The organism is Nocardia macrotermitis (assembly GCF_009604405.1).
Taxonomy (GTDB): domain Bacteria; phylum Actinomycetota; class Actinomycetes; order Mycobacteriales; family Mycobacteriaceae; genus Nocardia; species Nocardia macrotermitis.
Window position 1 is genome coordinate 12423 of sequence record NZ_WEGK01000010.1, and the last position, 22420, is coordinate 34842.

Annotated in this window: 22 protein-coding genes and 2 pseudogenes; 7 read left to right on the forward strand and 17 right to left on the reverse strand. The window is 66.9% G+C overall.

The annotated features are described in order from the left end of the window. Nucleotides 1-7 precede the first annotated feature (7 nt). Nucleotides 8-136, reverse strand: a pseudogene (locus NRB20_RS22295) (muconolactone Delta-isomerase family protein); the annotation flags it as partial. A 40-nt stretch (nucleotides 137-176) separates the two neighbouring features. Continuing rightward, nucleotides 177-320 (reverse strand): annotated as a pseudogene (locus NRB20_RS22300) (catechol 1,2-dioxygenase); the annotation flags it as partial. A gap of 203 nt (nucleotides 321-523) precedes the next feature. On the opposite strand from NRB20_RS22300, the gene NRB20_RS22305 reads away from it, so the two are divergent. The 3 genes from NRB20_RS22305 to NRB20_RS22315 are packed head-to-tail and all read left to right on the forward strand — an operon-like array spanning nucleotide 524 to nucleotide 2713. Beyond that, the gene (locus NRB20_RS22305) at nucleotides 524-1636 is read left to right on the forward strand and encodes a hypothetical protein (RefSeq protein ID WP_153412171.1); all 1113 of its coding nucleotides are present in this window, start codon (nucleotides 524-526) and stop codon (nucleotides 1634-1636) included. After that, nucleotides 1620-2273, forward strand: a complete 654-nt coding sequence (locus NRB20_RS22310; protein ID WP_153412173.1) for a hypothetical protein — start codon at nucleotides 1620-1622, stop codon at nucleotides 2271-2273. The genes NRB20_RS22305 and NRB20_RS22310 overlap by 17 nt, the downstream gene beginning before the upstream one ends. Further along, nucleotides 2270-2713, forward strand: a complete 444-nt coding sequence (locus tag NRB20_RS22315; RefSeq protein WP_153412175.1) for a hypothetical protein — start codon at nucleotides 2270-2272, stop codon at nucleotides 2711-2713. The genes NRB20_RS22310 and NRB20_RS22315 overlap by 4 nt, the downstream gene beginning before the upstream one ends. An 81-nt stretch (nucleotides 2714-2794) precedes the next feature. Here NRB20_RS22315 and NRB20_RS22320 read toward each other — a convergent pair whose 3' ends face one another. Beyond that, entirely contained in the window at nucleotides 2795-4399 is a 1605-nt protein-coding gene (locus tag NRB20_RS22320; RefSeq protein ID WP_153412177.1) for an FAD-binding protein, read from the reverse strand. Between the two features lie 149 nt (nucleotides 4400-4548). Then, nucleotides 4549-4920 carry a hypothetical protein gene (locus tag NRB20_RS22325; protein ID WP_153412179.1) on the reverse strand — a complete coding sequence of 124 codons (372 nt, stop codon included), beginning with the start codon at nucleotides 4918-4920 and terminating at the stop codon, nucleotides 4549-4551. A gap of 514 nt (nucleotides 4921-5434) precedes the next feature. Here NRB20_RS22325 and NRB20_RS22330 point away from each other — a divergent pair. Then, nucleotides 5435-6061, forward strand: a complete 627-nt coding sequence (locus tag NRB20_RS22330; RefSeq protein WP_153412181.1) for a hypothetical protein — start codon at nucleotides 5435-5437, stop codon at nucleotides 6059-6061. Nucleotides 6062-6084: 23 nt separating this feature from the next. Here the strand turns inward: NRB20_RS22330 and NRB20_RS22335 are convergent, their stop codons facing one another. Then, nucleotides 6085-6795 (reverse strand): TetR/AcrR family transcriptional regulator, encoded by a 711-nt coding sequence (locus tag NRB20_RS22335; protein ID WP_227833768.1) that lies wholly within the window; start codon nucleotides 6793-6795, stop codon nucleotides 6085-6087. Further along, on the reverse strand, nucleotides 6788-8047 hold the full coding sequence (locus tag NRB20_RS22340) for an FAD-dependent monooxygenase (RefSeq protein ID WP_194289968.1): 1260 nt from the start codon (nucleotides 8045-8047) through the stop codon (nucleotides 6788-6790). Before NRB20_RS22340 ends, NRB20_RS22335 begins: the two co-directional genes overlap by 8 nt. An 82-nt stretch (nucleotides 8048-8129) precedes the next feature. On the opposite strand from NRB20_RS22340, the gene NRB20_RS22345 reads away from it, so the two are divergent. Then, nucleotides 8130-8477, forward strand: coding sequence for a DUF2218 domain-containing protein (locus NRB20_RS22345; RefSeq protein WP_153412185.1), 348 nt, complete (start codon nucleotides 8130-8132; stop codon nucleotides 8475-8477). 74 nt (nucleotides 8478-8551) lie between these two features. On the opposite strand, the gene NRB20_RS22350 is transcribed toward NRB20_RS22345, so the two are convergent. From NRB20_RS22350 to NRB20_RS22400, 11 genes are all read right to left on the reverse strand, one after another. After that, on the reverse strand, nucleotides 8552-9289 hold the full coding sequence (locus NRB20_RS22350) for an alpha/beta fold hydrolase domain-containing protein (protein WP_153412187.1): 738 nt from the start codon (nucleotides 9287-9289) through the stop codon (nucleotides 8552-8554). Further along, entirely contained in the window at nucleotides 9286-9879 is a 594-nt protein-coding gene (locus NRB20_RS22355) for a cysteine dioxygenase family protein (RefSeq protein ID WP_153412189.1), read from the reverse strand. Before NRB20_RS22355 ends, NRB20_RS22350 begins: the two co-directional genes overlap by 4 nt. Continuing rightward, on the reverse strand, nucleotides 9876-10589 hold the full coding sequence (locus NRB20_RS22360) for an enoyl-CoA hydratase/isomerase family protein (protein WP_153412191.1): 714 nt from the start codon (nucleotides 10587-10589) through the stop codon (nucleotides 9876-9878). The genes NRB20_RS22355 and NRB20_RS22360 overlap by 4 nt, the downstream gene beginning before the upstream one ends. Continuing rightward, on the reverse strand, nucleotides 10586-11728 hold the full coding sequence (locus NRB20_RS22365; protein WP_153412193.1) for a CaiB/BaiF CoA transferase family protein: 1143 nt from the start codon (nucleotides 11726-11728) through the stop codon (nucleotides 10586-10588). The genes NRB20_RS22360 and NRB20_RS22365 overlap by 4 nt, the downstream gene beginning before the upstream one ends. A gap of 3 nt (nucleotides 11729-11731) precedes the next feature. Next, nucleotides 11732-12862, reverse strand: a complete 1131-nt coding sequence (locus tag NRB20_RS22370) for an LLM class flavin-dependent oxidoreductase (protein ID WP_153412195.1) — start codon at nucleotides 12860-12862, stop codon at nucleotides 11732-11734. Beyond that, nucleotides 12859-13908, reverse strand: coding sequence for an ABC transporter ATP-binding protein (locus NRB20_RS22375; RefSeq protein ID WP_153412197.1), 1050 nt, complete (start codon nucleotides 13906-13908; stop codon nucleotides 12859-12861). The genes NRB20_RS22370 and NRB20_RS22375 overlap by 4 nt, the downstream gene beginning before the upstream one ends. Continuing rightward, nucleotides 13905-14903 carry an ABC transporter ATP-binding protein gene (locus NRB20_RS22380; RefSeq protein WP_319945265.1) on the reverse strand — a complete coding sequence of 333 codons (999 nt, stop codon included), beginning with the start codon at nucleotides 14901-14903 and terminating at the stop codon, nucleotides 13905-13907. Before NRB20_RS22380 ends, NRB20_RS22375 begins: the two co-directional genes overlap by 4 nt. Continuing rightward, nucleotides 14890-15813 (reverse strand): ABC transporter permease, encoded by a 924-nt coding sequence (locus NRB20_RS22385; protein ID WP_153412199.1) that lies wholly within the window; start codon nucleotides 15811-15813, stop codon nucleotides 14890-14892. The genes NRB20_RS22380 and NRB20_RS22385 overlap by 14 nt, the downstream gene beginning before the upstream one ends. Continuing rightward, nucleotides 15810-16844 carry an ABC transporter permease gene (locus tag NRB20_RS22390; RefSeq protein WP_153412201.1) on the reverse strand — a complete coding sequence of 345 codons (1035 nt, stop codon included), beginning with the start codon at nucleotides 16842-16844 and terminating at the stop codon, nucleotides 15810-15812. The genes NRB20_RS22385 and NRB20_RS22390 overlap by 4 nt, the downstream gene beginning before the upstream one ends. Before the next feature lie 142 nt (nucleotides 16845-16986). Beyond that, a complete protein-coding gene (locus NRB20_RS22395; RefSeq protein ID WP_153412203.1) occupies nucleotides 16987-18549 on the reverse strand; it encodes an ABC transporter substrate-binding protein in 1563 nt (520 codons plus the stop codon). A 47-nt stretch (nucleotides 18550-18596) separates the two neighbouring features. Then, complete coding sequence (locus NRB20_RS22400) at nucleotides 18597-19934, reverse strand: LLM class flavin-dependent oxidoreductase (protein WP_319945266.1); 1338 nt, start codon at nucleotides 19932-19934, stop codon at nucleotides 18597-18599. 121 nt (nucleotides 19935-20055) lie between these two features. Between NRB20_RS22400 and NRB20_RS22405 the strand changes: the two genes are divergently transcribed. Then, nucleotides 20056-20925, forward strand: a complete 870-nt coding sequence (locus NRB20_RS22405) for a LysR family transcriptional regulator (protein ID WP_153412205.1) — start codon at nucleotides 20056-20058, stop codon at nucleotides 20923-20925. A gap of 660 nt (nucleotides 20926-21585) precedes the next feature. After that, nucleotides 21586-22419 (forward strand): TauD/TfdA dioxygenase family protein, encoded by an 834-nt coding sequence (locus NRB20_RS22410; RefSeq protein WP_153412207.1) that lies wholly within the window; start codon nucleotides 21586-21588, stop codon nucleotides 22417-22419. The last annotated feature ends 1 nt before the right edge of the window (nucleotide 22420 follow it).

Consider the following 22420-nt stretch of genomic DNA (forward strand, 5'->3'; position numbering starts at 1 on the left):
GGGTGGCCAGCTGCGGCCGCTTACCGGACCGCTGCAACTGCCGGCTGTATGCCTTCTCCCGAGCCAGCACATCCGCGTGCGCCTCGACCGAAAGGTCGTGTGGCAGCTGGACATCCATTCGCACGTGGAACAGCATGTGCTCTCCTGATCTCGAAATGTGTTCGGGCCGTGCCGGTTCAGGCGCGGTCCAGGATGAAGTCGTAGGCGATGGATTCGCCGCCGTCCGGGCGCGGGTCGAGCATGAGTTCGGGTTCGACCGCCGAGGCGATGTCGTCACGCCAGGCATGCCAGCCCGCCGCGGCGACGAGTTTGCCACACGCGCGTACCGGCCGTCGGAATCGGCGTGCCGGAGTTCGATCGCGGCAGCGGGCAGCCCCTCGAATCATGTTGCCGATCAATCGATTTCGCGAGTATTCGACCGAACCAGGATGACAGGCGGTATCGTGGAGGTCGGATACTGGTCCGACCAGCACGGTCGGACGATCCACCAAAATCAGGTCGACCGAGGGGGTTTGTGACCTGTATGAGTGAAATTTTTGTCACACCTGCTGCTCTCCATGGATTCTCCATGGATTTGAATGATATCGGCGAGCATTTTCTGTCCAACGCGTCACGAATTTCCGCCGCTGTTTCGCTTCCGGGCAATACATCCGGATTACTGGCGACCTTGACGCCGTCGTTCCTGAATTTCCAGGATCGAGTATCGTCCCTCGGACGAGACAACCACGGCAGGATCGTCACGTTCGGCACGAAACTGGGCGACGCACGACATACATTCCAGCGTGAGGACGATTCTTCGGCGACGGAAATTTCCGCGGTCTCGCCATTCACGACAGCCGAATACCGCACGCCGGCCGACAGCATCCGGTTCGGCGACATGCATCTGCCCGAACTTCCCGATATCCAGACGAGCAGCCGCACGACCAAGAAGGCCGTTGTGGGCGCTCACGACATCGTGTCCATTTTCGACGATGGCTTGAATCAATCGATCGGGATCAAACCAGCCGCCCGATACCTCGCACCGTTGGCGGACGACTGGGAACACGTCCAGACCATCGGTAAGCGAATCCGGCAACTCGGCATCAACGACTCCTTCACCTCCGATAACCTGAGTGGCGGGTCGCAGTGGCTGACCTCGAAATGGTCGGGAACAGCCGCCGATTCATACACCACCGCCATGCACACCCTGCACAGCGGAATATCGCAGCGTGGTACCGATATGGAGATCATCGGCAAAACCCTCGAAAAGGGTGGCGAATGCCTGGAGCGACTCGTCCACAATCAGGCGGCGGCGGTGACCACGGGACTCATGCAGCCCCTGAACATTCTCGGCATCACCCTCCCGGTCGGCGTCTGGGCGCTGATCGCGGATCGGCCGATGCGAGGTTCGTACAAATCGCAGATCACCACCGCTGTCGACACCGTACGAAACGACGCCGAGGCCAGGAGTAACTCGATCACGAACATCATGGATCGGATCCACACCGCGCTGGCATACGAGCCGGGCACCCCGATCGCCGAACCGACCGGCGCGCTCTTCGTCCCCCAGGAAAAGGTGGCGGTCGATTACGGGACGATCCGTTACGGTTTCGGAAACAACGTATGGTGGGAGCAGAGCCTTGCATCCGCCGCCTGAACCCGCCATTCCGGACAACGTCGTGAAATATGGTTCTGCGGACGGATGGCTGGACAAGTTCGAAGCAGCCATGAACGCCTCCGAGGCCGGATATGTCGCATTGTTCTTCGACGTGCACGGGTACGACTTCGCCTCCGACCTGTTCGATCTCTATATCGGCAACAACGGACCCGATTTCAGATACGTCCTCACCGACGACCAGGTTTGGGAGATATTGGCAACCAATGACGTCGGCAAGAAGATCGACGACGGCCTGAAATACATTCAGGACGTCGCCAGGAAGGATCCTCAGACCGGGACAACCAGAGAAATCACCACCGATTGGATGCTGACCTTTCCGACCGATAATCCCGACGTCGTCGACGCGCTCGCTCACTTCTCCATAGCCATCGGCAGCGACACGACGGTCACCAAGGACGGTAACGAGCTCCTGTGCGAGATAGACTATGTCGTATACATCTACGACTACTATAATTTCGACCAATCCCGACATTTCGAGCTCGATGATCCGATCTACAGCTTCAAGACCAATGTCGACGCAGACATGCGCCAGCTCGAGGCGGCCGGTTGGGCGCGTAGCTTCCGCGTGAGCGGCGATACCAGCAATGTCCCGATGTTCTGGATAGGGAGTCTGTGAGACACGCCGTCGTTCTGCTGCTGTCGTCCGCATTCTTGCTCGCCGGATGCGGCACGACCGAGAAACCCGTTCTCGACGACTTGGCCACCTGCGCGAATATTCACTTCGCTGCCGCACCGAACGTCGTCGCCCAGCATCGCGCCGCCGACTTCGGTTCGGGCCGAACGATTTCCGCCATCGTCGAGACCCGGAGCGACCAGGTGGAATCCTTCGAGAAACTGTCCGCTCTGGGCCGATCCACTCCCGGTGTGCCGACCGAATGGCGCTCGGAACAGTGGATGGCCCAGAGCCTGGCGTACCCCTTGAAAACCGACACGGGGAATATCAGCTTCTCCGACTACCATCCCCCATCCCCCGCCCGCTGGATCGTCATCCATGACAGCGGCGGCGGTCAGCGCCAGATCTTCATCAAGGCATACTGCGAGGGTGACGCGCGGTAGGTCGTGGGCGTCAGTTGTGTGCCGGGAGGCCATTCACCGGGCAGTGGTCGGCGACCCCGAGGACGGGTGCCGCGGGGGCGGTCAGTCGACGGCTTCGACCAGTCGGGCCGATGCCGATCTGGCGGCGCGGCGGCCGGAGAAGACGCAGTCCGCGATCGACAGGCCGCTCACGTAGGACTCCGAGCAGATTCCGATCGCGCTGCGTCCGGCCGCATACAGGCCCGGAATCGGTTCTCCCGCAGCTGATTTCACCGCGCCGGTGTCCTCGTCCACGGCCAGGCCGCCCAGAGTGAACATGGGGCACGGGTTGGTCAGTTTCGGGCGGACCGAGACGTCCAGCAGGGTGTAGGGGCCGGGGCCGATCGGGTGGGTGAAATCGGCCGGTTTGCCCATCGGGTCGGGTGCGCCGGTGGAGATGGCATCGTTGTGCGCGCGGATCGTCGCCGTCAGACCGTCCGGGAGGATACCGGCCCGTCGCGCCACCTCCGCCACGGTGTCGGCGCTGATCGCCGAGGTGCGCAACAGTGATTCGGCCTGCAACCGCTGGAACCAGATGGCCTCGTCCGACAGCTGTCCGCGCGCGCGACGCATGGTCTCGGCGTCGACGAACAGCCAGCCCTTGCCGCCCTGCTCGCGGACCAGGGCGTTGCCGACCGCCGCGCCGTAGCGCGTCTCGTCGATGAACCGTTGTCCCTGCTCGTTCACCAGCAGTCCGCCGTAGAAGGCACTCGGCGGGGCGATGAACCGCCATGCCGAGACGTTGTCCATGCGTTCGGCCACACCACCGGCCGCGACGCCGAGTTCGATACCGGAACCGTCGTCTCCGGTGGTGCCCAGCGCGAGGCCGCCGGTGTAGCCCGGCGCATGGCGCGCGAGCAGTTCTCGATTCGCGATATATCCACCCGCGCACAGGATTACGCCTCGACGGGCACGAATCCGCACCACCCGGGCGTACCGGCTTTCGAGTGCGTCGAGCCGACCTTCCAGGATCCGGCGCAGCGGCGGATAGTAGATGCCCGGTTTGGCGGCGATCGCGGCCATCGCGGCGAACCGCCTGCGGATCGAGGGCGGCGCGCCGGCCATGGTGCGTGCCCGGACGCCGATGACCCGGCCGTCCTCGTCGCTCTCCAGCGCCACCACCCTGGTGTGCGGCCGGAATTCGACACCGGCGCGCATCGCGGCGCGCGCGAGCGGCTGATAGATCTTCTTGCCCGACGCGCCCTTCCCCTTCGCCCGATGCCCGCGCTGCACCGGCGGCGTCACCGCGCGGAACTCCCCCGAACATTCGCTACCGGAGTAGTACAGGTAGTACCGATTGTCGGGATACGAAGTCTTGTACGGGCATACCGACGCCTCGAACGGCACCCCGTGCCCCATCAGCCACTCGATCATCTCCGGACTCGAATCCACGAAGCGCCGCAACGTTTCCGGGCGCACCGCGTCACCGACCTCCCGGGTCAGATACGCGAGCATCGCCTCGGACGTATCCCCGATCCCCGCCTCCCGCTGAATCACGGTCCCCCCGCCCGCATACACGATCCCACCCGACAGTTCGGTCGCCCCACCCCCGTTGAACCGATCCACCGCCAACACCTCCGCCCCCGCCGCCCGCGCCTCCAACCCCGCACAGGCCCCCGCGGCCCCGAACCCCACCACCAACACATCCGTGGTCGCATCCCACACCATCTAGACCCCTTCCAGGACCTGAAACACGTTCCCGAAGCTTGTCGCCCCGGAAAGCAAATACCAAGGTTATAGCCCTTGTTCGAACTCCGGACAAGACTACAACTTGTTACATTTCCGGCCTAGAAGATGCGAGCGCACCAATCCGCGACCTACCGCCGATCGATCACCATCGTCATCGGAACCCGAATCTCCCCACCCGGCTCGAACCGCAACACAACCACATCCGTCCGCCACTCGATGCGCGGCTCGATTCCCCACCCCAATGGGATCGGCACCACATGCCCACGCACCACCTCGCCCCCATCCAGCCGGCCCAACCACACTTCGTCACGCCCCGAATCCATCGGACTACGAACCTCTTTCACCGAAGCGGCATAGACGCTCGGCGTCGGCGCGGGATAGGTACGCAACGTATGGACGCGATCCATGAACAAGGCGACCGCCGCAACGGATGTCACCAGCACACCGACGACCAGCCCCCCGAGTACGCCGAAAACCCGCCCGGCTCCCCCGTTGCTCACGCGAACACTCCGGCGAACCGCCGCACGTAGCTGTCTCTGCCACCCGGATACCGCATGAACTCTCCCGTCCCGCTCGTCCGGGGCACAGACTCACGCTCCCCCGAATGCCCACATCGTAACCGGGCATATCGACCGCGAACCAACCATCGGATCGCCTCGACAGCCGGCCTACCGGCCGAGCTCCGATTGGTCGGCGAGTGCGTTCCGTTACGTGTTACGGATCCAGCGGGCATCGTTGAGCCCGGCCGACCGGGTGTTGCTGGTGGACGGTTGGATCGAGACGGGAAGCCAAGCTCTGGCGGTGCGAGCGCTGGTAGAAGGTGCGGGTGCGGAGCTGGTCGGATGCGCTTTCGTCGTCGATCAGATGTGCGCGGATTCCAAGCAGTCGCTGGGGAGAGTTCACACGTTCGTGAGCAGTGACGAGCTTCCGGATAACTGATGTCCTCCTCACGAGTGACCGGATCTCGCCTCCGGGCGGCCCTCGCATCCGGTCAAGTGACCGATAATCCATTGTATGAGTGCGGATCTGATGGGCTTGGGAGTCGCTGTTGTGGGCGTGCTGGGCACCGTGAGTGCAGCGTCCCTATCCCAACTCGCGGCGCTTCGCGGCAAGCGTCTGGATGCCGAGATTCAACGCCGACAACGCAAAGACGAGCGTCGAGACGCGACCAGCCTGGCGGCGCAGGAACAGAAGCAGGTGCTGTACGCCGAACTCAACACAGCCACGCGTAGCTACCGGACCGTAGTTCGCGACCATCTCGCCGAGTTGCAACGTGCCGGGACGATTCCCATACCTGAGCAGCTCGAACCGACGCGGTCGACGTACCGGGACCTGTTCTCGAGGGCTCAGATGGTGCTGCCTGAATCCGCGTTGGATGTGGCCGCCGAGCTGAATGACTGCTTCGGCCTGGGCTACAGCGCCTTACGCGCCCTCCACGGTGCAGACAGTCCGGTGACCGTCGAGGAGCTGTTCCAGTGGTTCGACGGGCCGGTATCGGACGGCGTGTGGCTGCAGCGCCGCGTCTTGCGCGCAGATCTCGGCGTCGTGGCCCATGACCCCGAGATCGAACGTCGGCTCCGGCAACTCGAGAAGGACCGTGTGGCTCGATTCGGCAGTGGCTCAGTGGCGGTGGCCGATTGATCGAGAGCGCCCCGGCAGCCGGCTTACCGGCCGAGCTTCGCCGGTTGGGCGAGCAGGTCCAGGGCGATGGTGCGGTTTTCGGTGAGGGAGCGGATGCCGGTGGTGGCCGCGGCGTGGATTTGGGCGGGGGTGGCTTGTTCGGGGCCCAGTAGGGCGGTTACGGCGGCGGCGATTACGCGGTCGGAGTCTTCGGTTGGGGGGTGGGAGAAGCGGTGGGTGGTGACGAGGAAGCCGGAGATCAGGGAGTCGAGGGCGAAGGCCTGGTCGGGGAGGGGCCAGGTGGTGGTGGCCAGGTTGTGGGTGCGCCAGATGGGGAGGATCTGTCGCATCAGGGCGTCGGGGCCGAGGGTGTCCAGGAGGGTGGTCGAGCGGGGGTCCTGGGTGAGGACGCCGAGGAGTTCGTCGTCGTTACCGTGTAGCGCGGTGACGTAGGGGTGGGCGGCGGAGCGGTGCAGCATGTGGACGCAGAGCCGGGAGGGGCGGGCCAGGTCCGGATCGTCGGTGAGGGCGGTGATCTGGCCGTCGGCGAGGGCGAGGAAGTCTCGGCAGACCAGATCGAGCAGCAGGTCTTCCTTGGTTTTCCAGTACAGGTAGACGGTGCCCTTGCCGATGTGCGCGCGGCGGGCGACCTCGGCGATGGTGACGCCCTTGCTGCCGCGGCCCAGCAGCAACTCACCCGCGGCGGCGAGGATGCGTGCCGCCTTGGGCGGGGTGGGGCCGGGCAGTTCAGGCAACGGGTAGCTCCTCGTGACGGTAGGGCGGTTCACCCAGGGCTTCGCCAACGATATCCGCATTCTTGTAGGTGCGGATCTCCTCGACCCGCATGATCCGTTCGGCGAGCCGCCTGCCCAGGCTGGTCTTGCCGAGCACGGGAATGAACCGGCGCAGCAGGATCTGTAACCGGTTGTCCACCACGAAGATTCGCCGATCGGCGGGGGCCGCGTCCTGATAGTGGGTGACGTAGGGCCGCATGCCCTGTTCCCATGCGGCCAAGGCTTTCGCCGGATCGTCGGGATGCCGTTCGAGCATGGCTCCGAGCAGGTCGGCCCCGGCCAGCGCGGAGGAGACGCCCATCCCGGCATACAGGGTCACGCACCACGCGGAATCGCCGACCAGGACCACTCGGCCCCGATGCCAGGCGGGCATCCGGACCTGTTCGACCGAGTCGAACAGCACGGTGTCGCTGTCGTCCAGCGCGTCCAGTACCGCGCCCAGGGTGCCGCCGGGCGGTTGCGCGCCGAACGCGGCTCGGGCGCTTTCGGCGGGTGAGCGGGTGAACTCGGCGTCCACGTCGTCGGTGCGATAACTCAGCAGGATGGTCGGATCGTGGTCCTCGAAGGCGAACACCCACATCGAACGGTCCGGCTCGAGCAGGGTGGCGGCCTGTCTGGCGGCCAAACCCGGTGGGGTGCCGTGGTATTCGAACGCGGCGATCATGTAGCCCATCCGGCGCAGATACCCCTCGTGCGGACCGAAGACCAGCGAGCGGACCGTGGAGCGCAGGCCGTCCGCGCCCACGACCAGGTCGAATCGTTCGGTGGTGGATGCGCCCGACGCCGTGTCCAGCAGCGTCACATCCACGCCGTCCGCATCCTGTGCGATGGCGGTCGGCACAGTCGAGTAACGCAGCTGCACGTCCTCGGGCAGGGTGGCGAACGCCGCGGACTCCACATCACCGCGCAGCATCAGCCACGGTTGACCGGGCATGTCGGCGTACGTCATCCCCGATCGTGACCTGCCCGTTCGATCGATATCCAGACCGGGTTGCGAGGACGCGCGATCGTGCAGGTGCTCGAGAATTCCCAGCCGACCCGCCGCCGCCTTCCCGGCACCGAACAGCGCCACGAAGTAACCGCCCGAGCGCCGCCCCGGCGAACGTTCGATGAGCACCGGATCCCATCCGGCCCGGTAAAGCCGTGCCGCCGTGGCGATCCCGCCGATCCCCATCCCTACGACCAGAACCCGTGCGCGCCTTTTCTCGCTCATGCAGCCGAGAGTACTGACCGGATCGGTCAATTGGTCAGTATGTAGTCTGGGTCACACTCACTGACCGAACGGGAGAGACACGATGACCATCACCAGCACAGCCACCGTCGCCACCGACCGCGCCGCCCGCTACGGCAAACAGCTCACCTCCCACCTCGGCCGTCGATCCGTCGCCACCTGGGACGAGGCCGGAGCCCACGGCACACTCGACATGTCCGAGGGGGCCGCGACCGCCGACCTGCGCAGCACCGCAACAGCTTTGGTCATCACCCTGACCACGTCAGCGGATTCCGCCGCCACCTATGAGGACGTCATCGGCCGCCACCTGGTCCGCTTCGGCCACCGCGACGAACTCGTCGTCAACTGGACCCGTTCGGACGGAACCCCCGGAACCACACAGGTTTACGACGCCGACCAGACGCACGAGTAGTCGCGACCGCCGCCGGTGACCACATCGCGCCGTACCGGCGGCTCACGACATGTCGGGGCAACCGACGTGCGCTCTCAGTCGAGGGTGGTGACGACCGGGGCGAGGGTGGGGCTCAGGCGGAGTGATTCGAGGAACAGGATGATGGTGGCCGCTACGGAGCGGTGGGCTACGTCGTTGAGGATGTCGTGGCGGCCGTCTTGGATCAGGCGGACGTCGGTGCGGGGGGATTGCGTGTATGCGGTGCGGGCCGCGGCGAGTGGGGTGATGCGGTCGGCGGTGCCGTGCAGGGCGAGGGTGGGATGAGCGGAGGTGAGGGTGATGGTGTTCCAGGGAAGTGGGGACGTTATTGCGCCGCGGGTGAATTCGTTGTCGGTGGTGAGTACGGCGCGGTGTACGGGGCAGGCGGTGCGGGCATCGATTTCGTCGGCCCAATCTGTAATTGCCTTGTCGGGCACGGAGTTTCCCGGTGATGGAAGTGCAATCGCCGCCAGCACAACGCCTTCCACGGACAACTCCGATCCGAGATGCGCGGCGAGGGCGGCACCGCTGTCCGAACCGAGGAGGACACGGGGCGCGGGCAGGGATTCGTCGGCCAACAGCGCTTCGATGGCTGCTCGGGTGGCGGCGATGTCGTCGAGTTCCACTGGGACGTAACGCACTCGGTAGGCGTCGGCGGCCAGCCGGCGGCCCAGGCGGGCGTAGGACGCGGCGGTCTCACCACGGCCGGGTAGCAGGATGACGGTGCCGCGCGGGGTCGCGCCCTGGGGCTCGTCCCAGACTCCGGTGGTCGGCTGGGTCTGCACGGTGGTCATTCGGTGGCTCCTGTCGCCCAAGCGGAGGTGAACCAGTGCACCGCACCGGTTTCCGGGTTGTAGGAACGGCGCGGGAGGGTGCCGATGTCCGCGCCGTACACGTGGATTCCGATGACGGGTTCGTCACCGCCGCAACGCACCTGGTGCACGTCGTCGTCGGTGGTGCAGCAGACCGTCACCTGGCCGCTGGTCCACTCCGAGGTGCCCGCCTCGACCAGCGGTTCGTTCTCGGCCGACGGCTTGCGGAAGCGGGTCTCGACCTCGGTGCCGCTGTGGATGCCGACCACGCCCCAGGTCTCGTGGCCGTGCACGGGTGTGCCCTGGCCGACGTTCCACACCGCGCTGGCGATGGAGAAGGCGCCGTCGGGATCGACGTGCAGCGGGTACATCACGTAGTGGTCGGGATCGGGTCGCGTCTTCGCCGCGGGCAGCTCGAATCCGCTGGTCAGAACGGTGTCGAGCGCCTCGCGGATGGCCTCGGTCAGCGCGCGCTCGTCGGGGATGTCGGCGATGAGGTGCGCGACGGTGTCGGCGAATGCCGCCAACTCGGGTACGTCGGTCTGCACCGCGACGATCGGTGGTCGGGTCATGACAGCTCCTCACTGTGGGATCGGGGCGGTAGCGCACGTCGGCGGTACGCGGTCAGGCGGGCGTGCAGGCCGGGTGTGGTGACCGAGCGGGTCAGTACGGCCAGGGCCGCGTCGGCATCGTGGACCGGCCGGGCCGCGGCCAGTAGCGCGGCACGGGTTGCCGGATCGATGTGCGACCAGGCGTCGAGGATTCCGGGGAGATCGTCAGGATTACCGGTCACCAGTCCCCCGGCGTCAGCGGCGGAAACCGTTGCGCCGCCGAGAAATACCAAAGGATCGGCAATCGCACGCAAACGGGCCGTTCCGAGCACCACCCCGAAACGCGGACCAGGAAAGGCGAATCGGGCATCGGGTCCGGCGAGCCGATGATCGCACGCGGCGACCAGATCCGCCCCCGCCCCGAACGCACTGCCCTCGACCACAGCGACTGTCAAATATGGTGCTGCGACAAGCTTTTCGAGCAACAGCCCGATCCTCAGGAAACGATGCGCGAGGGAGGCATCCGACTCACCGGCGAGCCCCGTCAAATCGAAGCCTGCCGCGAAGTGCCGCTGATTCCCTTTGAGCACCAACGCTTTCGGACGCTCCACCGTCGCCTGATCGAGCACCTCGTGCAGCGCTTCGACCAGTCCGGACGACAACGCATTGGCCGCCGCCGGACGATCGAGCCGAACGTCCCAGACATCACCACGTTCCACGACGAGAGTCACTTGCCACACCACTCGTCGAAAACCTCGTCATCGCCACCGAGCCGAGGCGCGCCGCGGTCGAGCCGAGCGTCCTGCCCCTCGATCCGCACCGGGAACACAACGGTCGGAGTGGGCCCGGCGACCGGAACATCGAGCGAACCGACCAACCCGGTGCCGCGCACATGCTCCCCCGACAGAATCTCCCCGAACGAATTGACCGGCCCGCACGGCACTCCCCGCGCCCGCAACTCATCGATCCAATGCGCACGCTTCTCGGTCACGAACCGTTCCTGCAGAATCCCCGCCAACTCGGCATGATGCGCGACCCGATCCAACTGCGTCACGAAACGCGGATCACCGACCAACTCAGGGACCCCGACCACCTCCGCGACCGCGGCCCACAACCGATCGTTACCGGCCGCAACGGTGAAATCCCCATCCGCAGCGGCGAATCCCTGATACGGCGCATTGCGCGGATGCGCGGTCCCCAACCGGGCCGGTTCCTTCCCCGACCCCCAGAACTCACTGGTCTGCAACGCCGACACCCCGAGCAGACAGTCCAGCATCGGACAATCCAACCGCACGGACCGCCCCTCGGCACGAACCTGCGGCAGCACGGCGGCGATGCTGTAGGCGGCATAGAGCCCAGCGGTGAAGTCCCCCACCGGAACTCCCGCCTTCACCGGTCCGCCATCGGGTTCGCCCGTGACGCTCATCAGACCCGACATCCCTTGAATCACAACGTCATACGCACCGTGATCAACGTACGGGCTGGTCAACCCGTAACCGGAAATCGAGCAATACACGAGCCCGGGATGCCGCACCTGCTCGTACCCGACGCCGAGACGATCCAACACTCCCGGCCGATAGTTCTCCACCAGCACATCCGCGGCGGCGACCAGATCACGCACTCGCGCAAGGTCTTCCGGATCCCGCAGATCCGCGACGACCGACCGCTTGTTGCGATTGACCGACGCGAAATTGTGGCTGAACCGCTCCGCACCGTCATCGGCGAACGGCGGCCACGCCCGCATCTGATCACCCGAGGGCGGTTCGACCTTCACCACATCCGCACCGAGATCAGCCAGCAGCATCCCGACGAACGGTCCGGCCGCGACGTGGGCGAACTCCACGACGCGCACCCCGTGCAACGGCCGCATCCGCTAGACCACCGCCCGCTCGACCCGAGTTGCCTTGCGGTGGGCCAACTCCTGGCGCACCAGCGGCAGCAGATCCCGGCCGTAGTCGATCGCGTCCTGCAACGGGTCGTAGCCACGGATGAGTACCGTGTCCACCCCGATCTCGATGTAGTCCAGCAGCGCGGCCGCCACCGTCTCGGGCGATCCCACCAGCGCGGTCGAATTGCCGCCGCCACCAACGGCTTTCGCGGTCGGTGTCCACAGGCACCGATCGTGCAGCTCCCCCTTCTCGGCCACGGCCAGCAGCCGCTGCGAACCCGCGTTCTGCGGTTCGACGCCGCGCGGGTGAAGTTGGTTGGCACGCAGGTTGTGTGCCCCGCCGACGCCGTCGGTGATGGTGTCCAGAATGCGATGCGCGCGTTCCCAGGCGGCCTCGTCGGTGGCACCGAGAATCGGCCGGAACGAGACCGAAATCCGCGGCCGCCGTGCACGTCCCGCTGCCGCCGCCAACTCGGTGACGGTGGCGATCTGCTCGCCGGTCTCGCGCAGCGGTTCGCCCCACAGCATGTAGGTGTCGGCGTGCCGGGCACCGACCGAATACGCCGCCGGAGAGCTACCGCCGAAGAAGAGCTCGAGATGCCTGCCCTCGTACGGATGGACCTGCGGGTGGAAACCCTCGAAACGGTAGTAGTCGCCCTCGAAGTCGCGCGGATCACCGGAATCCCATGCGCCACGCAGGATCTGGAGATATTCGTCGGTGCGCGCATACCGCTCGTCGTGCGGGAGGTAGTCCCCCTCGCGACGCTGCTCGACATCGGTACTCCCGGTGACGATGTTCAAAGCCACACGGCCACGGGAGAATTGGTCGAGCGTGGTGAACAGCCGCGAGGCCAGCGTGGGATGCACGACCCCGGGCCGATGCGCGATGAGCAGCCCGAGCCGCTCGGTGTGCGCGGCCACCGCGGCCGCGACCTGGGTGCCCTCGGGCCAGCCGGAACCGTACCCGATCAGCACCCGATCGAATCCGCCGTCCTCGTGGGCGCGGGCGAACCGGATCGTGTACTCGGGGTCGATCACCGCACCGTCGCCCGCCCGCGTTTCGGAGGCGTCGGCGGTGCCGATCATGCCCAGGATCTCGACGTCGTCGTAGCTCATCGGTCGCCCTTCGTGAGTGTGCCGGTGGAGACCGGCCGGATGTTGTCGATTACGTCGTCGCGCCAACGATCGGCGAGATGACAAGCGGCAGACCATCTTTCACCGACCTCGCGCAGTGCCGGCCGGGTCGCGCAGGCGTCGACCGCGAACCGGCAGCGGTCGGCGAACACACAGCCGCCGGAGTGCACCGGACCGGCGTCGTCCCGGTCGACGCGGATGTCGGCGGGCCGGAGCACGGACTCGTCACCGAGGCTCGGTGCGGAGGCGACCAGCAACGCGGTGTACGGATGCGCCGGACGCGTCAGGACCTCGCGCAGATTCCCCTGCTCGACCAGCCGACTGCGATAGAACACCGCCACCCGGTCGCCGATCCCGGCCAGCGAGGACAGATCGTGCGCGATGATCACCACCGCGACGCCCAGATCGCGCCGCAACCGGTCCAGCAGATTCAGCACCAGATTGCGATTGGAGACGTCGAGCGCGCTGACCGGCTCATCGCAGATGAGCAACCGCGGTTCGGTCACGATGGCGCGAGCGAGCGACACCCGCTGCCGCTGCCCGCCCGACAACTCGCGCGGACGGCGTTCCCGCACCACCTCGGGTTCGAGCCCGACCTCCCGCAACGCGCGATCGGCGCGCTCGGCCCGGGTCGCGGCGTCGATACCGCCCGCCACCTCGAGCGGTTCGGCGACCAGCCGCGCGACGGTCAGATCGGGATCCAGCGAACGCAGCGGATCCTGGAACACCAGCTGAATCCGCCCCTGCCGCCGGAAGTTTCGCAGTTCGCGACCGCGCAACCCGGTCAGATCCCGGCCCTCGAATTCGATGCTGCCACTCGCCGGAGCGGTCAGCCCGACCGTGGCACGTGCCAAAGTCGTTTTCCCCGAACCGGTTTCACCGATGATGCCGACGATCTCCCCCGGATACACCTCCAGGTTCGCACCCCGCAACGCCGCCCCGGTCCCCAGCCCGACACCCTTGCGCGGCACACCGTAGGTGACCGACAGATCGGTGACCCGCAGCAGTGGTTCGACGGCGGTACTCATGCCGCCACCTCGTCCCGCACGCACCGCGCGAAACGTCCCGGACCGACCTCGCGGAACGGAATCACCCCGTCGACACAACCGGGCCCGGAGTGCACACACCGTGCGGCGAAACGACATCCGGCGATCCGCGCGCCCGCGGCCGGTGGTTGCCCGTCGATCGTCTCGAGTGTGCGCCGCGACCAGTCACCCAGCGACGCGACGCGCAGCAGCGCCTGCGTGTAGGGGTGGCGCGGCGCGCGCAGCACCTCCTCGGTCGGCCCGCTCTCGACGAGTTCGCCCGCGTACATCACCATGACGCGCTGGCACGTCCGGGCGACGACGGCCAGATCGTGCGTCACCAGCAGCAGGCTGAGCCGATGGCTGCTCCGCAGCCGTTCGAGCAGATCCAGGATCTCGGCTTGGACGACGGTGTCGAGCGCGGTGGTGGCCTCGTCGGCGATCAGCAGCTCCGGGCCCAGACAGATCGCGATGGCGATGAGCACTCGTTGCAGCATGCCGCCCGAGAGCTGGAACGGGTACAGCCGCTCGACCCGATCCGCGTCGTGAATTCCCACCTCGCGCAACAGCTCTCGGCTGCGTTCCCGGGCGTCGCGACGGCTCAGCCCGCCGCGCACCCGCAGTTGCTCGGCGACCTGGTAGCCGATGGTCAGCGAGGGATTCAGATACGAGCCCGGATCCTGGAAGACCGCGGCTACCCGGGTACCGCGCAGCCGCCGCCAGGTGGCGGGCCGGGCGCCGGTCAGTTCGATCGCGGACTCCCCCGCACCCAAAGTGACTGTGCCACCCTGGATTACGGCGCTGGGCGGCAGCAGTCCGAGAACGGCACGACAGGTCAGCGTCTTCCCGGACCCCGATTCCCCGACCAGGCCGACGGTTTCGCCGCGCCCGATCTCGAAGGAAACCTCTCGCAGCGCACGACGCCCGCCGGTGACATCGACGTTCAGACCGTCGACGCGCAACACCGGCTCGTCGACAGGTTCATCAGGCAGTGACACGATCGAGCTCCTTGCTGGGAAGTGCGGGGTTCGCGGCGGCCCGGATCGACGGGCTGCGGCCGAGCAGCCGCGGGAGCAGTCCGCGACGCGCGCGGGGCGCGTCCGATCCGGCCTCGCGCAGACAGTCGGCCAGGATGTTCAGGGCACCGACGGTGAGCATCATCAGCACACCCGGGAACAGCGGGGCCCACGGCTGCAATTCCAGATAGCCCAGGTCCGAGGCGAGCATGCCGCCCCAGGTCGGGGTGGGCGGCGTCACGCCGACGCCCAGGAACGCGAGCGAGGCGATGATCAGCAGCGCCGCGCCGCACGCCTGCGCCGCCGCCACCGCGACGTTCGGCAGCACCTTGCTCCACATGTGCGTACGCAGGATCCACCAGGTCGAGGCGCCCATCAGTTCGGCGGATTCGACGTACTGGGTGGTCCGCAAGCCGAGCGCCACCGCCCGGCTGATCCGGAAAAAGGTTGGGGCGGACAGGATTCCGACGGCGATCATGGCCTGGTTCATCCCGTTGCCGAGCGTGGCGGCCACCGCGATCGTGAAGACGGTGAAGGGCAGTACGGTCAGCGTCTCGGACAGGCGCAGCGCGAACCACTCCCCCGCCCGGCCCGCCCACACCGACGCCAGACCGGTGGGCACACCCAGCGCCATGCCGACCACGATCACCTCCAGCGCGCCTAGGACCGACAGCCGGGTTCCGGCCATCAGGCGGCTGAGCACGTCACGCCCGACGTAGTCGGTGCCCAGCAGGTGTGCGCCGCTGGGTCCCTGCAGGATCTGCGGGGATTGCCGCAGCGCGTCGTAGGGGGCCAGCGCCTCCCCGAAGATCGCGAGCAACACCACCGCGGCGAGGATCACCAGGCAGACGCGGGCGCTGGGGATCGAGAAGAGTCTGCGCAACGTCGTCATCGTCGGCCTCCGGAGGTGGTGCCGCGACGTGCGGCCGGGTCGAGCAGGATCTGCAACGCGCCGAGCGCCAGCGTGCCCAGCAGCACGACGCCGGAGGTCACCAGCAACGTGCCGAGCACCACGGGCACATCACCGCGCTGGGCGGACTGCAACGCCAACTGGGCGACGCCGGGCAGGTTGAACAGCTTCTCGGTCATCACCGCGCCGCCGATGATCAGCGGCAGCGCATTGGTGACCACGGCCAGTGTGGGCGCGACGGCGTTACGCAGTACATGCCCGAAAAGCACTCGGCCCCTGCCGTATCCGCGCATGCGCGCACCGATGGCGTAGTTCTCCGCCTGCGCGGACACCAGCGTGGTGCGCAGTTGCCGCGCGATATTCGCCGCCACCTCGAGTGCCAGCGCGAGCGCGGGCAAGGTGGCATAACGCAGCCAGTGCAGTGGATTGATCGCGTACGGCGAGTAGCCACCGGCCGGAAACACGCGCGCCTGCACCGCGAGCAGCACGATCAGCGCGATGCCGATCACGAAGGGCGGCAACGTCGCCAACACCGAACACACGACGGTGACGATCCGATCGACCAGGCCGCCGGGTCGCGCGGCCGCGGCCACACCCGCGCCGAATCCGAGGACGAGCGCGAGCAGCAGCGCGTACAGCGCGATCGACAGATCCACCGGGAACGCCAGCTGCACCGACCGTTCGACGGGAACCGTGGTGAACCAGGACCGCCCGAGGTCGCCGTGCAGCGCGGCCCACACCCAGTCCAGATAGCGGATCACCAGCGGCCGGTCGAGCCCGAATTCGTGGTTCAGCCGCGCGATATCGCCCGGTGTCGCGGTCTCGCCGAGCACCACCGCGGCCGGGTTGTTCTTGCTCAGCGCGCCCAGCCCGAACGTGATCATCGACGCGAGCAGCAGCACGGTCACCGAGGTGAGTGCCAGGCGGGCGAATCTGCGCACCGGGGCCGCGACGCGGGACGCGCGCTTCGATGCGGTCGGCGAATCGCTCGGTACCACCGCCACCGCTGTCATCGGATCCTCGCCCGGGACAGGCCGTGTGAGCGGCGGTGAAGTCGATCCTGTTGCATGCCAATATCTTTCGAAGAAAGTTCGGGCGGACGAGATGCGGTGGACCTGCTTCGACAACACCGCCGACCTTCGCGTGGGAGACCCCTCATGCGGGCACTCCTTCCCAGCGCAGCAGACTCGGGTGTTGTTTCAGTGGCGCAAGCGATTTGCGCCGCGCCAGGATGCTCGGCACCTCGTACAGGAACGTGTTCGGGAAGCCGTTCACCGCGATGCGCGTCGCCTCCTGCAAGGCGGCCGCGTACTCCGGGGCATCGGTCGGAATCGCCGCCACTTTCGCCAACTGCGCCACCAACTCCGGATCGCTCGAACGCGCCGGATTCATCAGCCCGGTGGCGCTGAACAGCACCTGGAACGCCTGCAACGGCGACTCCCGCCCCGCGAAACCGTCGAAACCGAGCGCCTTGGCGCGATTCAGATAGACGATCTGGGTCCACTGCGACACCGGCACCGGATCGATGGTCAGCTCGATCCCGATCTCCGCGAGCTGGGCCTGAATCTGTTCCACCGCAGCGGGAATCGGCGCTGCCGCCGACAACGTGGACCGCACCCCACCGGACAATCCGGCATCGGCGAGGATCCTGCGGGCCTTGACCGGATCGTAGGCGAACGCGCCCGCCAGCGAATCATTGTGGCCGACATACCCTTTCGGGAACGGCTGATACTCGACAGCGCCGATGCCGAAGTTGGCGATCTTCCTGATCGCCTCCCGATCGATGCCGTACTTCAGCGCCTCCACCACCGCCGGATTGTCGAACGGCGGCTTCGAGATGTTGACGTCGAGCACCGCGACGTACATCGAGTCGAGCACCTGCACCTCGAGCCCGCTGGCCTGCGCCGCCTTGATACCCGAGGGCGGAATCTTGGCCACGTCGTACTGGCCCGAGGCCACCGAGGCGACCACGGTCGCCGGGTCCGCGGCCGGATACAGCAGGAACCGTTTGATCCCGATCTGATCGGCGAGGTGGAAGTTCGGGTTCTTGCGCAGTTCCGCGTGATCGTTGTCGACGTAGGAGGTGAGCGTGAACGGTCCCGATCCGGCGGGCCGGGTCGCGAGGGCGTGCGCGTCCCGCTCGAAGACCGCGGGGTTGACCACCATGCCCGTCTTGCCCGCGAGCAACAGCGGGTACTGGTAGTTGGTTCCCTTCAAGTCGATGACGACGTCCAGATCACCCTGTGCCGCAACATTTTTCAGGTCGGCTATCTGCGGCGCGATGAGCGAGCCCGGTGCGGACCGCCCACGCGCGATGGATTTGGCGACCGCCGTGGCGTCCAGCGGCGAGCCGTCGGAGAATTTCAGTCCCGGCCGCAGCGTGAAGGTGACCTGGGTGCCGTCGGCGTTGTAGGCCCACTTCTCGGCGAGCCATCCGACCGCGTTCCCGTCGCCGTCCAACGCGGTCAGGGCATCGTAGGCCAGGGCGAGCATGGTGACGTCCGAACCCGCCGACGAGGTCACCGGATCCCAGGTGGTCGGCAGCTGCCAGGCCCACGCGACGGTGCCCGGACCGCCGCCACCGACCGACCCCGCGCCCGCATCACTGCAGGCGCCGAGCGCGAAGAGGGCGCCGGCGCCGAGGCCCAGGCGCAGCATGGACCGTCTGCTGACGGTGACGGGAGCGGATCGATCGGTCCGCTGAACAGTGAACGACATGGACGCAGCTGGTTCCTTCTCGAGCGTGGCGGGGATATCCAGCCTGGTCAAACGGTTGCGCTGTGGCGGTTGGGCGGGATCGGCAGGCCGAGGTTGCCGCGCAGGGTTTCCGCGGTGTACTCGGTGCGGAAGACGCCGCGGTCCTGGAGGATCGGCACGACCTCCTCGACGACGCGGCGGAAGTTCGCGGGATGATCGACGGCGATGTTGAAGCCGTCGCACGCGCGCGCCTCCCACCATTCGATGAGCTTGTCCGCCACCGTTTCCGGCGATCCGACGAACTCGCTCTTGCGCCGCTCGCGGGTGGCCTCCACGGCCTGGCGCAGGGTCCAGCCGTTGCGCTGGGCGCGTTCGGTGATCGCCTTGGCCTGGGTGTAGAAGGAGCGCTCGCCGTGCACCAGGGCCTCGCCGGGGAAGGGGGCGTCGAGGTCGTAGGCCGTGAAGTCGTGCCAGCCGAAGGGGCGGCCGAACTCCTCCAGCGCCGCTGTGAAGGTGTGGTCCGACGCGTGGTTCGCGGCCTCGAGCTCGCGGGCGTCGGCGTCGGTGTCACCGACCACGAGCTGCACGCCCGGCAGGATCAGCAGATGATCCGGGTCGCGGCCGAAACGCTCTGTCGCCCTTGTCTTCATGTCTTTGTAGAACGCCTGCCCGGCGGGGATGTCGGCCGCGTGGGTGAAGATGCCCTCCCCGACGCTCGCCCCCAGATCCCGCCCCTGATCGGAGTCGCCCGCCTGGAAGATCACCGGATGCCCCTGCTGGGAGCGGACCAGGTTGAGCGGGCCCTGCACCCGGAAGAAGGCGCCGTCGTGGTCCAGCCGATGCTGTTTGCTCCGGTCCAGGAACTGCCCGGTCTCCCGGTTCCGGACGAAGGCGTCGTCCTCGTACGAATCCCACAGTGCCCGAGCGAGTTCCACGTACTCGTGGGCCCTGCCATAGCGGGTGTCGTAGTCGTAGTGCTCGTCGAGTCCGTAGTTGCGCGCGGTGCCCGCGTCGCCGGTGGTGACCACGTTCCAGCCCGCGCGACCGCGCGAGATGAGGTCGAGCGAGCCGAGTCGCCGGGTCAGGTTGAACGGGCTGTTGAAGCTCGTCGTCGCCGTGCCGACCAGGCCGATCCGGCTGGTCTGCACCGCGAGCGCGCTCAGCAGCGTCAACGGCTCGAGGCGGTTGAGGTAGTGCGGCGGCGAATACGGCGTGATGAACTGGCTGTCGACGATGAACAGCAGATCGAACAGGCCGCGCTCGGCCAGCCGCGCCACGTCGGTGAACCAGTCGATGTTCACGCTCGCGTCGCCGGGGATGTCCGGATCCAGCCAGAGGGTGTGGGTGCCCGGACCGCCCGTTCCATAGGGAACGGCACCCAGATGAATCTGCCGTCTGTTTCGCACACCGCTCCGTCCATTGATTTCCCGCGTCCTCGAAATTACGGGAACGCACACCCCGCATCCAACGAGAATTCATGATGAGAATCATCATGATTCGTAATGTGCGGGCATAATCGGGGGAATCATGCAGAAGAACCTCGATATCGCACCCCTGCGGAGTTTCGTCGCGATCGCCGATTGCGGCGGTTTCCAACGCGCGGCGACCCACCTGCACCTGACCCAGGGGGCGGTCAGCCAGCACGTGCGCCGGCTGGAGGACGCGGTCGGCCGCCAGCTGATCCAGCGTCACGGCCGCGGCTCGCGCTTCACCCCCGACGGCGACGAACTGCTCGTCACCGCCCGGCGCATCCTCGAACTCCACGACGACGCCCTGCGCAGCTTCGGCACCCGCGCGACCGACACCATCACCATCGGCTCGACCGAACACGCCGCCGCGCAGTTGCTCCCGGCCCTGGCCACCGCCCTCGAACAGGCCGCCCCGCAGTTCTCCTGCCGGTTCCGCATCGATCGCGGCGCGGGTCTGCGCGAGGGCCTCGCCAGCCGCCGAATCGACCTCGCACTACTGCTGAACAGCGACGATCCGACCGCGATCCACGTCGGCGAACTCCAGTTGACGTGGTATTCGGCCCCGGGCTGGCAACTACCGCCCCGGCCCGACCCCATCCCGATCGTCGCCTTCGACAGCCCCTGCGCCCTGCGCACCCGCGCCCTCGAAACTCTCTCCGACGCCGACCTCCCGGCCTCGATCCGCGCCGAAGCGCCGCAGTTGGGCGGCGTCCACGCGTCGGTCGCGACTGGGGTGGGGGTCGCCTTGCTCGCCACCCTCGGTCAGACTCCCGACGGTCTCGTCCCGCGCGCCGACCTGCCCACCGCCGAGCCGCTGCGCCTGTCCATCGGTGCCCGGCCGGACCTGCCCGCCGCGACGGCGAAAATCGCCGCGGACGCATTACGCCCGCTACTCGCACCGCCCTTGCGGTTGGCAAGTGGAGCATGAGAATTGTGTGACAGCTACTGATGCGATCGTGATGATTCGAATAATTCCCGTACGATCGGGCGGGAATTCCGGCGGCGGTATTCATTCGAATCAGCGCGATTTTATTTATTGACCGCAGGCCCGGAACCGGAGAATTCGACTGCCGAGCGCCTCGAAATTCGTCGTGCCTCGGGTCGATGGCCACGGACTCGCGATTTCGCGCCCAGGGCGTTCGGCTCTCGACGGCACGGATACCTGCTCCGCCACCTTCGCGAACCTTGCCCGAGGCTCACACTCGGAGCCGAAGCGCGTCCACCTCTCCGATGCGACGTTCTGGGGACGAATCATGTTGCACACCAGTATATTTGCGCCGATCTCGCGCATGACCCGCGATCCCGACCTACAACGGCGTCGGCAAGGACGGCGAACCCACCTACGGCGGCTACTCGAATCAGTTCGACGTCGTTCGAGTGCAGCGATCACCCGGTTCCGGATGCCGCGGACCGCCGGGCGGGCCGGTTGACTCACACCATGGATCCCCGTCGACGCACCACGCGGCGGCATGCCTCGGCGGGTAGCCGGTGGCAGCGCTGGCGCGGGTCGCGCTTCTTGTGCGGTAATGCGATTCTCTTATACTGTGGATACTATTCTTATACAGCTGATCAATGATGAGGACTCGTGATGACCATCTCCCTGCATCCCATGGAACCGTTCGGCGCGGAGATCACCGGCGTGACGGGTGGTGAGCTGACCGATCCCGCTGCCGCCCAGGAGTATCGAGCGGTGCTGGACGAGCACGGGGTGCTGATCTATCGCGATCTGCACATCAGCGATGAGGATCTGGTGACCTTCACCCGTTCGCTGGGTGAGCCGGTGCTGGCCAAGACCCGTGAGCATCGGCTCGGGGAGATCGAGACGATCACGCTCGATCCGACCAAGACCAACGCCGTGCTCGCCTCCTACCGAAAAGGCAACTTCCACTGGCACATCGACGGCGCGACGCTCGAAACCCCCCAGTGGGCAACACTTCTGACCGCGCGTGAGGTCGACACCGCAGGCGGGGACACCCAGTTCGCCAACACCTTCCTGGCCTACGCGGCACTGCCGGAGGATGAGAAGCGCCAGCTGGAGGGACTCACGGTGCGGCACACCTTCGCCGCCGCGCAGTTGCTGGCCAATCCGGAGCCGACCGAGGCCGACCGCGCCGGCTGGGCGCGGGTGCCCGCTCGCATCCATCCGCTGGTCTGGACACGTCGCAACGGCCGCAAATCGCTGCTGATCGGGGCGACCGCCGAGCAGGTCGTGGGCATGCCCGCCGACGAGAGCCGGGCACTGCTGAACCGGTTGCTGGAATGGGCCACCCGGCCGCAGTTCACCTACCAACACCGTTGGCACCGAGGCGATCTGGTGATCTGGGACAACACCGGCATGCTGCACCGCGCCATCCCGTTCGAACCGACCTCGCGCCGGCTCATGCACCGAACCACGCTCAGCGGCGTCGAGGCCGTGGCCTGAG

Bases quoted from the DNA above. Each gene is read 5' to 3' on its own strand.
- NRB20_RS22305 (WP_153412171.1), top strand. From the start codon at position 524: ATGAGTGAAATTTTTGTCACACCTGCTGCTCTCCATGGATTCTCCATG.
- NRB20_RS22320 (WP_153412177.1), bottom strand. From the start codon at position 4,399: ATGGTGTGGGATGCGACCACGGATGTGTTGGTGGTGGGGTTCGGGGCC.
- NRB20_RS22330 (WP_153412181.1), top strand. From the start codon at position 5,435: ATGAGTGCGGATCTGATGGGCTTGGGAGTCGCTGTTGTGGGCGTGCTG.
- NRB20_RS22340 (WP_194289968.1), bottom strand. From the start codon at position 8,047: ATGAGCGAGAAAAGGCGCGCACGGGTTCTGGTCGTAGGGATGGGGATC.
- NRB20_RS22345 (WP_153412185.1), top strand. From the start codon at position 8,130: ATGACCATCACCAGCACAGCCACCGTCGCCACCGACCGCGCCGCCCGC.
- NRB20_RS22350 (WP_153412187.1), bottom strand. From the start codon at position 9,289: ATGACCACCGTGCAGACCCAGCCGACCACCGGAGTCTGGGACGAGCCC.
- NRB20_RS22355 (WP_153412189.1), bottom strand. From the start codon at position 9,879: ATGACCCGACCACCGATCGTCGCGGTGCAGACCGACGTACCCGAGTTG.
- NRB20_RS22365 (WP_153412193.1), bottom strand. From the start codon at position 11,728: ATGCGGCCGTTGCACGGGGTGCGCGTCGTGGAGTTCGCCCACGTCGCG.
- NRB20_RS22370 (WP_153412195.1), bottom strand. From the start codon at position 12,862: ATGAGCTACGACGACGTCGAGATCCTGGGCATGATCGGCACCGCCGAC.
- NRB20_RS22375 (WP_153412197.1), bottom strand. From the start codon at position 13,908: ATGAGTACCGCCGTCGAACCACTGCTGCGGGTCACCGATCTGTCGGTC.
- NRB20_RS22385 (WP_153412199.1), bottom strand. From the start codon at position 15,813: ATGACGACGTTGCGCAGACTCTTCTCGATCCCCAGCGCCCGCGTCTGC.
- NRB20_RS22390 (WP_153412201.1), bottom strand. From the start codon at position 16,844: ATGACAGCGGTGGCGGTGGTACCGAGCGATTCGCCGACCGCATCGAAG.
- NRB20_RS22395 (WP_153412203.1), bottom strand. From the start codon at position 18,549: ATGTCGTTCACTGTTCAGCGGACCGATCGATCCGCTCCCGTCACCGTC.
- NRB20_RS22405 (WP_153412205.1), top strand. From the start codon at position 20,056: ATGCAGAAGAACCTCGATATCGCACCCCTGCGGAGTTTCGTCGCGATC.
- NRB20_RS22410 (WP_153412207.1), top strand. From the start codon at position 21,586: ATGACCATCTCCCTGCATCCCATGGAACCGTTCGGCGCGGAGATCACC.